Raw genomic sequence first — 12,103 nt, forward strand, 5'->3', positions numbered from 1 at the left:
CGGTGGCCAAATCCCACAGTTTCAGGGTTTTATCCCTAGATGCGGAAACCGCTTGTTTCCCCCAAGGTGTGATGGCGACTGCATATACCCAGCTACTATGCCCCGTGAGGGTGGCCAGTTCCGACCCGGTGGTCAAATCCCACAGTTTCAAGGTTTCATCCCAGGATGCGGAAACCGCTTGGTTACCCGAAGGTGTGATGGCGACTGCATTTACCGGCCCACTATGGCCAGTGAGGGTGGCCAGTTCCGACCCGGTGGCCACATCCCACAGTTTGAGGGTGTCATCATTGGATGCAGAAACCGCTTGTTTGCCGTCTGGGGTAATGGCGACTGCGTTTACCGTGGAACGATGCCCGGTGAGGGTGGCCAGTTCCGACCCGGTGGCCAAATCCCACAGTTTCAGGGTGTTATCATTGGATGCGGAAACTGCTTGTTTACCGTTGGGGGTGATTGCAACTGCCATTACCGAGTCACTATGCCCGGTGAGGGTGGCTAGTTCCGACCCGGTGGCCAAATCCCACAGTTTCAGGGTGTTATCATTGGATGCGGAAACTGCTTGTTTGCCTGAAGGTGTGATGGCGACTGCATTTACCGACCCACTATGCCCAGTGAAGGTGGCCAGTTCCAACCCGGTGGCCAAATCCCACAGTTTCAGGGTGTAATCTCTGGATGCGGAAACCGCTTGTTTGCCCGAAGGTGTGATGGCGACTGCATTTACATCGTTACTATGCCCTATGAGGGTCGCTAGTTCCGACCCGGTGGCCAAATCCCACAGTTTCAGGGTTTTATCATTGGATGCGGAAACTGCTTGTTTACCGTCAGGTGTGATGGCCACTGCATTTACCCCGTCACTATGCCCGGAGAAGGTGCGAAGCAGGGGTCCTCCTGGGGGAGTGAGATGAGCCGTCAGGGGTCGAAACCAGGGTTTTCCTCGCCATTGTTTCGCTTGTTGCAGGAGGGTTAGAATCTCTGGGTCAGAAAATGACAACAACCGCCCCAACAACTGCCCTGCTAACTGGCTATTATCCTCTGCCAGCACATGAGCCGACAGCCGTAGCGCCCCTTGAATCCGTTTTAACCCCGGTTGCTCCTCTGCTGGCAGCAACGGCAAGAGTAAATCATAATCATCAATCAGGGCCGTGATTCCCACTGCGCCTAACTTCTGTTCCAAAAAGCCCCAATCCGTTAACCAGGCTTTCATCCGCTGCACCTGTTTTCCCTTTGCCCATAGACGGATTTGGTTGCGTAGTATATACAGCCGTTTTTGAGAGGACTGTTGCTGAATCCAAGCTCCTAATTTTGTCGTCATAGGGGCGCACCATCGGCTAGATTGTCACCCATGCGCCGGTTAATATCTTCTAAATCAATCCCTGAATCTTCCGCTTGCTCATTGAGAAAGTCGCTGAACGACGCATGATAAACGCTGTAGCACTTTTCTCTCTCAATCGTTTGAAAGCGCAAAAACTGCTCCCATTCTTCCAAAACTGAACGCACGCGAGATTTTGAGAGGCCCGCCAACTCCGCTAATAACGGGCGGGAAACAGGTTCTGGAGATTCTGAGAGAACATAAATGATGCGAATTTTATCAATCGGTAACGGGTCGGTATTCATCCCCATCAATCGCCAATGTTTTTGATAATACCGTTTCAACCCGAAGGGCAAACTGTCCAGGGTTTCACTCTCATACAGTCCCTTGTCAATGTCATTCAAGACATAGCGCAAATACATAAAATTATTTTCACTTTTCGCCACCAGTTCCGTAAAAAACTGCTCTGGGGTGGAGTGGCGCGATGTCACCCAGTCCTGAATCTGGGGACTCTGCTGCCAGCGTTTCTCGGCGTAGTGACGGGCATCCCGCGCACTTTCTGCGGGATACTGCATTAAATCAAAGGTGGTTTCATAGTCACACAGGGGCAGGGTTAGTTGTTTCGGGCGTTTGGAGAGGATAAAATAGACCTGATCCGGTAGGGTATCGGGTAAATAGAGGAGATTACTGCCCGGGGTTTGGCTGGAGGCATCCACCTCATCTAAGGCATCCACCACCACAATTAATTTTTGTCCTGGGGGTAAGGTTTTACTCGCTTCCCCCAACAATCGGGCTAACACATTGCCATCTTCTGTGGTCTTTTCTGGCAACTGAGGATAATCCAGGTGATAGCCCTCAATCAGTTGTCTGCAAATATTTTCTAGGAATTGTTGCGGCTTAATTATCCCTTGGGCTTGAATATTAAAATGAGTGAGACAGCGCCCTTGCCATACCTCGACTAATTTGGCGAGAATGGCACTTTTCCCTACTCCTGGGTCAGCTTCCAGGATAAAATAGCCCTTGGGGTTCTTGTGCAAAAAGTCCCGAATCGCGGCAAATACATATTTGCGCCCGACAAAATCTTGGATTTTCTCAGCAATCAGGGTTTCACATTCTTGAGGAATCGGTAAGCGGGGTTTGGTGAGGTCAAAATACTGCTGTAAAGTTCCCCGCAGTTGGCCCAGTTCGTCTCGGATGCCGGTCTCTAAGTGGGTTAAAATCTGGATGATATCTTGTTGTTTGAGCGCCTGTTGGTGGGTTTGGGCGAGATTATCCCGGAGTAAATCCAACACCATCCCACTAAACGCCGGTCCCCCTTCCCGGGCATCTTGTTTCAAGACTTCCCGCAGGTTATGGGAAAACCGTTGATGGAGATGTTGACTAATGGCATCGATCGCATCTTGGTATTCGCTAACCTCTGCCGGTAAATGGGGTTGGTGTTGTTCCATCAACCAGGTAATCAGCTTTTGCCAACTCTCTAAATCCAGAGTGGCGATCGCCGTTTCAGCAGCATTAGCGGCGAAAACATAGCGCAACTGGGGTTCTCGAATGGGGAGATAGTCCCCGGGACTCTGGCGATCGCGCTCAATTTGGAGCCAGTATTGTTCCGTTTCCTGGGCTAAACTCTTTAATACCGGGGCAATATCGCGATATTTGTCTTCTTGGGAGATATGGAGAATTCCCAAGGCGATCGCCCTTCCTGCCGCTTTGGGTAAATCTTCATTGGTTAAAACTTGGGAACTATCCCGCAGTTTTTTAGCCAAATCGAGTAATTTGGTAGCCGCCATGCTATTGAGTAGGGGTGAAGCAAACTCTGCTAACAGGGGGATTGCCGTTGCGCCACCGGCTACCACGGACCCGATGGAGAGGAAGGCGGTTACTCCTAAGAGTAGCTTATGTTCTTTAATAATCTGAAGCACCATAAGGAAGGCAAGGGGTATTAAGGGTGGGCAAAGTGGAAGTTGCGACTACAACAGGCTATCTGCTGTTTTATTGTACCCTTGGCAACCCACCCAGAAACCGGGTTTGGTGCATAACTTTTGCTACATCACCAAGATTGTCGAAAGAAACCCGGTTGATTGATGTCTTGGAATTAGGAAGAACTTTTTCAAGTCATCGGGACATCCGATCGCCGGTTAGTCCAGATTCCTCCAGGTTCCAGTGTCACCAGCCGATTATTAGGGGTAAATAACTCCCAATAGGACAAGTCAAAATCATCCTCTAAGTCGGGAAACACTTTCAACTGATAGCCATTAGTGAATCCCACAATCAGCACTAAATCAGGATAGTTCGTTTCAACATCCGTGATAGTCGTGCCTTCAATAACCTTCACTTTCTCCTTAAACACTTCTGCGGGTTCTGCTGTACTGGTAATGATACCACTAGCGGATTCCAGACTCCACTCAGAACCCCTTGTCCCTAATATCCATTCTCCTTTGTATTTACCCGCCATTACTTTCTGCTTATAAGGAATTTTCCCTCCGATATCCAGGGTTAGTTCATCCCCATAGCTTAAACGCGCTGCCCAACAGGTTTGACCAATAATGCTACGAATAATCGGTTTCAGTTCACTAAGGTCTGCATCTACCGTGATTTTTTGAATTGTATCTACTGTCATACTTTCCTCTTTCAGTCAATTTGATGAAATAACTTTGTATTTTGATAAAATAGTCTTACTCAACAACTTACTATTATAATATTGTTGATGCTTCAAATGACGGAATACTGTTTTCATCTGTTTAAGAATGGGGTAATTTTTGAGATTTACCCCATCCGTACTATTTTGTGAAGGTAAAGGTTTTAACCTCAAGTAGAATTAAAAAAATACTTCATCAGCAATTTTCTCCTAATAATTTACGACACATAAGGTTTCTTATCAATAACAGTTTTTGGGTATTTGTTTGAGATTTGAGGGATTTTTGGTTTAATTTTTCTTTTTTAATGATTAGGAGCTTATCAGGCTAGCTGGGTTCCCCAAAGAACTCACGAGCTTTTTCTATCAATTCTTCCCAGGTAAAATCCCCGCGATCCTTGCTGCCTCCACATCCGGCCTTTTTTTCAGCCTCAATAAAGTCTCCAAAGTCTTTTCTCTCGTCTCTGTTCATCCTAAATTTCCTGCCAATATCGTCAATTTGCTTTTTGTCTCTTTTAGGGGCCATTATTTTTTCATCCACGTAAAGTTACTGACCAAGCTCTTTAGCTTGGTTGAAAGGGTGTTTAGTGCCATAAGAAATGTACATCACTCCTTCGATATAGTTTACAAGTGACGCGCAGCTCCTCGCTGACTTGCTAACTCAGCGGCTAACTGCAACGCCGATTCCATACTAGCGCAATCGGCGATGCCTTGTCCGGCGATATCGAAGGCGGTGCCGTGGTCGGGGGAGGTGCGGATGAAGGGGAGGCCGATGGTGGTGTTGACGGCTTTATCGAAGGCCATTAATTTGACGGGAATTAAGCCTTGATCGTGGTAGAGGGCGAGATATGCATCATGGGCATTTGTAGCGGTTCCAAACCAAGCTTGGCCCGGTTTTACCCAGAGGGTATCTGGGGGAATTGGTCCATCAATTGTGGCTTGAGGATGGAGGGTTTGTTGTTGTTTAATCCAGGGAATTAACCAGTCTTTTTCTTCGGTTCCAAGTTGTCCGTTTTCTCCACTGTGAGGGTTGAGTCCGGAGATGGCGATGTGGGGGGTTTGGATGCCGAAATCTTGGCGCAGGCATTCGATTAAGAGGTCTAATTTCCAGGTGAGAAGTTCCGGGGTGAGGGCGTCGGGGACTTGGCGTAGGGGGATGTGGGTGGTGGCGAGGAGGGTGCGGAGGGTCCAGTGGCTGTGGGGGGATTTGGCGACGAATAGCATTCCGAAGCGTTTGATTTGGGCGCTTTCGGCGAGGAGTTCGGTTTGTCCGGGATAGGGATGTCCCGCAGCTTTCCAGCCGGTTTTGGCGATGGGTCCGGTGACGATCGCCTGGAAGTCTCCGGCAAGGGTTCGGGCGATCGCCGCTTGCATATAAGCAAAACTGGCGGCACCACTGGCAGCATTGCCGGTCCCGAGGGCGATCGCCTCCTGGTTAAGGTCAATATCTAGGATGGGAAACTGTTCAGGATCGGCGATCGCGGTTTGTGATTTGAGTTGTTGATAGCACTGTTGCAGCAGTTTCCGACTGCCGACGAGGGTGATTTGACAATTTTGGGCGATTTCGGGGTCTGCTAGGGCTTTGAGGATGACTTCCGGACCAATTCCGGCAGGGTCTCCGAGGGTGACGGCGAGATGGGGACGGTTGAGGGTTGAGGGTTGGGTTTCCATGAGGGTGCGGGTAGGCGATCGCAGATCCAGGCATATCTTCGTTACAACCCGCAGGCTAAAGCCTGGGGCTACACAGGCGAAGCCTGCCTTCGCAGGCTAATCCATAAAACCGACTGTTTACAACCAGATTTTGGTATTAAAAATCTATTGTACTCTTTAGCCTGCGAAGGCAGGCTTTGTTCGTGTAGCCCCAGGCTTTAGCCTGCGGGTTTTGGGTTCCTGGCCCTGAGTGGGTACTAATGGGGAGTTGTTTTGGCACGCAGCCCAGTTGCTAATATTTCTCAACCTGTTTGGTCAGTCGGTTGATTTCTTAAAACTTAACAATTTGAATGAAGTCTGATGGGATGACCATGATAATATATTAGAGGACAAGTGTTTGTTGCTATTTTAACGTTTTAGAGCGACGGCTCTTTATGATTATCGGTTAACAGCACGCAAACGATGCCTAAATAAAAGTTAACCCGGTTGGATCGCCATGAACCAGACAAAACCCAACGAGCATGAGTCAATTTATCAGTTAAAAGTCACCATCAAAGAAAGTGAACCTCTGATTTGGCGCGAAATTCAGGTTCGCAGTCACATTACCCTGTATAAACTCCAGCGGATTTTGCAAGTGGTGATGGGATGGGGAAATACCCATTTGCATCAATTCACCATTGATGGAACTTGTTACGGTCAATCTCACCCGGAATATGGCTTAGAAATGAAAACTGAGCGCAGGGCGAGACTAGATGAATTAGTGCCGGAAGAAAATGCCAGCTTTATCTATGAATATAACTTAGATGATAGTTGGTTGCATCACATTACTGTGGAAAAAATTCTGGAACCGACGCCTGGGGTACATTATCCCCGGTGTGTGGCAGGAGATCGCGCTTGTCCTCCTGAAGAATGTGGCGGCATTCGCGGGTATGCCGAGGTGTTAGAAATCCTCAAAAATCCTGAAGATCCAGACTATGCAGAAACCCGAGAATGGGTGAAGGAAGATTTTGACCCCGAGGTATTCGATATTGAGGAAGTGAATCGACAGCTTAAAGCGATTCGATAAATCCGCTTAAGGTTGGGGAAATAGACTCGACAATCTCTCTCGCCGTCTTGTCAGGGTAAATTTAAGATACCCTGACAATTGTGCTGTGGGAGAAGGGAGAAGGAGTCAGATGACCTCAGAGGAAAGGGAACAGAGATAAGTCCTCGGGGATTGGGCAAAATAGAGGGCGATCGCCTACAATTAACAAATCAGATTGAGGACCCTTGACCTTTTTATCAATCAGGACTTAGCATTATGGGGCTAACTATCAGTTATGATTTTGATTTAGGCTCAAACTCCATTGAACTGGCCCGGGAAAAAATCCACGCCTTGCACAAAGCGGCGATTAACTTACCCTTTGAAAAGGTGAGTGAAGTCGTGGAATTAGTCGCGGAACCCTGCCGAGATCAGCGAAATAAAATGGACGAACTGCATCGGTTTTTACAATTAGAGGCAGCCCGGGGGATAGAATACGAAAACTCCTACTTTTTTGTAGATCCAGTACAGTTGATTGCCTTTACTGTATTACCGGGAAAGGGATGCGAATCTGCTAATTTTGGACTGGCATTGTTTCCGGAAACGACGGAAATTAAACTCAGAAAACCTGAACCCGGTGCAGACCCGAATGAGATAAAACCCTGGGGTTGGGAGGATTTTAAAATAAAACTTGAGGAAAAAAGAACTGGGAAAATAGATGAGACCAAAGTAGAAATTCGTACTATACCCACAAATTTAACCCATTGGTCTTGGTCGAATTTTTGCAAAACCCAGTATGCCAGCAATCCGGAATATGGAGGAATGAAAAACTTTCTGAAATGTCACGGATTGGTTATTCAAATGTTAGATATTGCCCAGGACCTGGGAATTTTAGAATCAGTTTATGATGAAGGGGGATATTGGGACAGCCGCAACACCCAAAATCTCAGTCAGTCTGTGGGGAATTATAATGCGTTAGTTGCTGGAGTTGTGGGGGGATTGAAAACCCTATTGACCCAAGAGGGAATCAAGGCTCAAACCCAGGCCCCGATTACCGACTATCCCAATTATGAATATTTGGAGGCGGAAGGAGAACAGCAGATTAAGCGGCAGCAAGAGAGGGAATAAAGCCCCGATGAACTGAGGGTTAGGGTGGCGAGGAGGCGGGGTGAAGACGCCAGAGTTTAATGGTTTTATCATCACCGCCGGTGGCTAAAGTGCGTCCATCGGGGCTGAATGCGATCGCAAAGACATAGCTAGAATGGTCCCGCAAGGTTGCCAATTCTTCCCCAGTTTCTACCGCCCAAATCTTAATGGTTTTATCACTGCTGGCACTGCCTAAATAGCGACCATCGGGACTAAAAGCCAGGGAGCGAATTCCATCCGTATGTCCGGTTAAGGTATGAATTAATTCCCCAGTTTGGGTATGCCAAAGTTTCACCGTTGAATCGAGACTGCTGCTGGCTAACATTTCTCCATCGGGGCTAAATTTAACACATTCAATCGGATTAGAATGAGCCTGAATGGTGCGATAACTTTCCCCGATCGCCACGTTCCAGAGTTTGATTGTACGGTCCCAACTGCCACTGACTAAAGCCCTGCCATCGGGACTAAATGCCACAGTAACCGTGGGTTTTTCATGACCTCTGAGCGTTTGCAACGCCTGACCCGTGTTCGCATCCCAGAGTTTAATGGTGCGATCCCAACTGCCACTGGCTAAGGTTTGACCATCGGGGGAAATAGCGACAGATTCGATGGGTTTGCGATGACCTTCTAGGACCCGGGTGACCTCCCCAGTGCGAACCGACCAGATTCGCAGGGTTTGGTCGAGGGACCCACTGACGAGCACTTTACCATCACTGCGGAAGGCGATCGCGTTCACGAAGTCCGTATGACCGAGGAGGGTCTGACCTTCATCGCCGGTGTGGGGGTTCCAGAGGACGATGGTGGTATCCAGAGAGGCACTGGCTAAGGTATGTCCATCGGGACTAAAAGCCAGGTCAAGGATGGCGGCAGAATGGGCGGTGAGGGTGTGGCTACAGGTCCAGGTGGGAGAGGGATTGATCATGAACGTTGGCGATCGCGAAAATCTTAAATTTTTCAGAGTATCGAGTTCAAGGGTGCAATCGATGAATGCTAGATCTGCTCAACGGATCGGTGCGATCCGGCTCAAGAACCCCAATTGACTCATGCCGTATTCTACTATAGCGAGTTGACCCTAAGATAGACCTTAACCCTTTCACAATCACGAGACCCGGTAAACTGAATTAGAAGCAATTAATATGACAAGCACCATGAACCCTTCTGCGACCTTTGATTTCGAGGATGAAAAATTTAAGGCACCCCCATCTAAATTATTGCCTTGGTGTCAGATGATTAACCCCAGATTACATCTGGATGGACTCAAGCCTTATGGATTAGCGATTAAACTCGATCAAGCCAAGGCATCGGGGTTTACACCGGATGAAAATTGGCAACCTGTGGAACATGAATTTAGTACGGGGGCGATCGAAACCCTACTGATGACGACAACACCCAGAATGCTGATTGTGCGCCAGGGTCCAATTTGCTTAAAAGACCGGATGACTGGCGATATTGTCGGGCGGTTGTCGGATTTTTATGATGCATTTAAAGCCGCTCGCCCCAAATATAAAACCTTCACCCGCTATCTGATTTTCTTGGTGGGACAAGACCAAAAATTACTCCATCAAACTCCTCTGCGTTTAACCTTGAGTGGCTCGTCTGGAGCCGGTTTTGGCATGGCCTATCGCTATGGACAAGCCGGAACAGTCACGGGATTTACGGCGGAGTTGGAACAGGCTTATGCAGATTTTCGCAGACAACCCTATACTCCAAAAGGCTCGCTGTTTCATGCTCATGGCATTTTTTGTCCGACCTTTGAGGCGGTAGAAAAAGGAATGGGTAGTAATACAGCATGGGTGGCTAGTACCAGTGATTATGAGCATCCAACCGCCAGCAATTTAGCGGATTATATGATTCCGTCAAATTCGGAAGAATCCGCTTTAATTTGTGAGACTTTTGAGGAATATAAAGACTTTGGTCAAGATATTCCCAAAGTTGAGACACCGAAGGTGGAAACGGCAACTCCCACGAGTACGTTAGAGAGCAATGCTTATGCGTATGAGGATGAGTTTGAGTATCCGGAACCGCCTTATTAAGCGCATTAAGAAGGGTTCGGTCCCGGAAAATGCCCGGGAAAGATGCAAAAATGGGGCGTCTCTAGGGTGAAATTGGGGCGATCGCAGGGGGGATGATTTGCCGAGGCGATCGCCCTATTTTGACTCATCAACTGGGGGATTCTCCGTTTGCAGCCCGATCGCATATTTAACCTTGGTCCCGGTTAAATATGCGCCCCATAAATTTGCCCCGTCAAGGTTGGCAAAACTGAGGTCTGCTTCCGTTAAATCCGCCATTTTTAAATCCGCACCGCGTAAATCAGCGCGAGTAAAATTAGCCCCAAAAAGATTAGCACCATCCAGGAGGGCCTTATTCAGATTCGCCCCTTCTAAATTCGCCCCATTCAGAGAAGCTTCCAACAGATGAGCACCTTCTAAATTTGCCCAACTCAAATTTGCTTCAGCTAAAGAGACTTGCCTGAGATTTGCACCGCGCAGATCGCATCCACTTAAGTTGGCTCCATTCAAGTTACACTGACTCAGGTCAACTTGTTGTAAGTCAGCTTTGCTGAGGTCGATTTCGGAAAAAGTTCGGTCTCCTGCGGCATAGCGATCGATGAGTTCTTTAACGTCCATGTTTTATCCCTGAAAAAGCCATCTGATTAACTCCCTAGTCTACAAGGAATTGACAGATTTTTAAGCTGTTTTCAATACATTTTAGGCCGATCGCGCGCAAGAACCCGATGGATCGGTCGGTTTCCTGACGCCTTGGCGATCGCAGTCCTGTCTTATTCTGATGACACCGACTTGCCTTCACTCCACTGAGAATAGGGATAAGTAGACAAATTAACATTAAAGTAGCGCGGGTCATCAGAGACTTCTTGACCAATCCACTCCGGCAATTCTACCCCTTGATTTTCATTGGTGAGTTCAACTTCGGCCACAATTAAGCCTTGATTCTCTCCAAAAAATTCATCCACTTCCCAGAGTAACTCGCCCAATTTGATTTTATAGCGGTGTTTTTCAATTAAAGGGGGAGTACAGAGATGCTCTAACATAAATTGAGCATCTTCTAGGGGAATCGGATACTCAAACTCGGGCCGAGAATTGCCCTGGGATGGGCCTTTAATGGTGAGATAGCCTTGATTCCCCACCTGGCGCACCCGTACTGTGCGACCCTGACTATTGGCAATATAACCTTGTCGATAAGGAGTTCCCACAGCCAGCGATCGCCATCCTTGAGTTTTGACTAAAAATTTCCGTTCAATTTCTATAGCCATCTTTAAAGAAGATCTCCTCTAATTACCCTATTTTAAATTAGCCCGCAGATGCGGGCTTTGTCTTGAAAGAAACAGCGTTAAGGCTGCCAGACTTGATTTAATGACTCGCCAGAAAAGCCGTGACTTCCGTCGGAAGAGGTTGAGAGGCGATCGCACCGGGTCGGGTCGTCGTCAATGCTCCCACTGCCATCGCATATCGGACCACCTCTTTTGCCTGATTCGGGTCTTCTAAATATTTGACCCCATGCATACAAACCTGATGAATAAACCCGGCAACAAAGGCATCTCCGGCCCCCGTTGTATCCACCACATCCACTGAAAAACTGGGGATTACCCCTTCATTTTCCCCGAGACAATAGGTACAGTCTTTGGCTCCAGCGGTGACTAATACCCCTTCTACATTACCAAGACGATACTTAATCGCACCGGCATCAATCGTATCAAACAACCATTGCGCTTCATCATCGGAAATTTTTAAAAAATCAACCCGTTTAATTAGGGATTCAATTATCTCTTTAGATTCGCTCGGGTCGGACCAGAACATATCGCGGCGATTGATATCAATGGCAATTTTAATATCATATTGTTCCGCCATATCTAAAGCGCGGAAAACGGCTTTTCTGGACTCAGGAAAGGCCAGTTCTAAACTGCCTACAACTAGAAAATCTGCCTGAAAAAACAATTCATGGGGTAACTGATCCGCTTGCAGGCGAGTATCGGCAAATTCCGTGGTGTCAATTTTCCCGAACCCGGCAAAACTGCGATCGCCATCCTCAGAACGGACCACATACACCTTGCGGGTGGGGGCCGTATCATGACGCTGCACCCCGCTACAATCCACGCCAATATCCTTAAGCAGATTCACCAGTTCGTCCCCGGCGTCATCTTGTCCCACACAGCCAATAAATCCGGCTGGAGTCCCCAATTTCACCAAACCAGAGGCCACATTTGCCGGTGCACCGCCCGGATAGGGAGTCCAAGACTCAACCTCCTCATAAGCTTGACCCGGGCGATCGGCTAAACAATCAAATAGAATTTCCCCCAAACACAAAACTTGCGGATGACTCATCACTTTAC

General features: G+C 48.0%; 13 protein-coding genes. 3 read left to right on the top strand and 10 right to left on the bottom strand.

The features are described from left to right. The 5 genes from NG795_RS01590 to pdxA form a co-directional block, all read right to left on the bottom strand. The coding region (locus tag NG795_RS01590; protein ID WP_367286917.1) for a WD40 repeat domain-containing protein at positions 1-1,309 on the bottom strand (1,309 nt) is incomplete at its 3' end. Next, complete coding sequence (locus tag NG795_RS01595; RefSeq protein WP_367286918.1) at positions 1,306-3,228, bottom strand: ATP-binding protein; 1,923 nt, start codon at positions 3,226-3,228, stop codon at positions 1,306-1,308. The genes NG795_RS01590 and NG795_RS01595, both read right to left, overlap by 4 nt. Before the next feature lie 185 nt (positions 3,229-3,413). Continuing rightward, positions 3,414-3,923, bottom strand: a complete 510-nt coding sequence (locus NG795_RS01600) for a hypothetical protein (protein ID WP_367286919.1) — start codon at positions 3,921-3,923, stop codon at positions 3,414-3,416. Between the two features lie 343 nt (positions 3,924-4,266). After that, positions 4,267-4,479 carry a hypothetical protein gene (locus NG795_RS01605; RefSeq protein ID WP_367286920.1) on the bottom strand — a complete coding sequence of 71 codons (213 nt, stop codon included), beginning with the start codon at positions 4,477-4,479 and terminating at the stop codon, positions 4,267-4,269. An 83-nt stretch (positions 4,480-4,562) separates the two neighbouring features. Further along, positions 4,563-5,609 (bottom strand): 4-hydroxythreonine-4-phosphate dehydrogenase PdxA, encoded by a 1,047-nt coding sequence (gene pdxA / locus NG795_RS01610; protein ID WP_367286921.1) that lies wholly within the window; start codon positions 5,607-5,609, stop codon positions 4,563-4,565. Positions 5,610-6,084: 475 nt separating this feature from the next. Between pdxA and NG795_RS01615 the strand changes: the two genes are divergently transcribed. Continuing rightward, positions 6,085-6,654, top strand: a complete 570-nt coding sequence (locus NG795_RS01615; RefSeq protein ID WP_367286922.1) for a plasmid pRiA4b ORF-3 family protein — start codon at positions 6,085-6,087, stop codon at positions 6,652-6,654. A 234-nt stretch (positions 6,655-6,888) separates the two neighbouring features. Beyond that, positions 6,889-7,737 carry a hypothetical protein gene (locus NG795_RS01620; RefSeq protein WP_367286923.1) on the top strand — a complete coding sequence of 283 codons (849 nt, stop codon included), beginning with the start codon at positions 6,889-6,891 and terminating at the stop codon, positions 7,735-7,737. Positions 7,738-7,756: 19 nt separating this feature from the next. Here the strand turns inward: NG795_RS01620 and NG795_RS01625 are convergent, their stop codons facing one another. Beyond that, positions 7,757-8,677: a WD40 repeat domain-containing protein gene (locus NG795_RS01625; RefSeq protein WP_367286924.1), complete on the bottom strand. Its 921-nt coding sequence runs from the start codon at positions 8,675-8,677 to the stop codon at positions 7,757-7,759. Between the two features lie 226 nt (positions 8,678-8,903). Here NG795_RS01625 and NG795_RS01630 point away from each other — a divergent pair, with 226 nt between their 5' ends. Further along, entirely contained in the window at positions 8,904-9,788 is an 885-nt protein-coding gene (locus tag NG795_RS01630; protein WP_367286925.1) for a DUF5895 domain-containing protein, read from the top strand. Between the two features lie 5 nt (positions 9,789-9,793). Here the strand turns inward: NG795_RS01630 and NG795_RS01635 are convergent, their stop codons facing one another. From NG795_RS01635 to NG795_RS01650, 4 genes are all read right to left on the bottom strand, one after another. Next, entirely contained in the window at positions 9,794-9,916 is a 123-nt protein-coding gene (locus NG795_RS01635) for a hypothetical protein (RefSeq protein WP_367286926.1), read from the bottom strand. Then, positions 9,903-10,382, bottom strand: a complete 480-nt coding sequence (locus NG795_RS01640) for a pentapeptide repeat-containing protein (RefSeq protein WP_367286927.1) — start codon at positions 10,380-10,382, stop codon at positions 9,903-9,905. Before NG795_RS01640 ends, NG795_RS01635 begins: the two co-directional genes overlap by 14 nt. Before the next feature lie 152 nt (positions 10,383-10,534). After that, complete coding sequence (locus NG795_RS01645; protein ID WP_367286928.1) at positions 10,535-11,026, bottom strand: CYTH domain-containing protein; 492 nt, start codon at positions 11,024-11,026, stop codon at positions 10,535-10,537. Positions 11,027-11,123: 97 nt separating this feature from the next. Continuing rightward, positions 11,124-12,095: a carbohydrate kinase family protein gene (locus tag NG795_RS01650; RefSeq protein ID WP_367286929.1), complete on the bottom strand. Its 972-nt coding sequence runs from the start codon at positions 12,093-12,095 to the stop codon at positions 11,124-11,126. Positions 12,096-12,103 lie beyond the last annotated feature (8 nt).

This window comes from Laspinema palackyanum D2c (genome assembly GCF_025370875.1).
GTDB classification, from domain to species: Bacteria; Cyanobacteriota; Cyanobacteriia; order Cyanobacteriales; family Laspinemataceae; genus Laspinema; species Laspinema palackyanum.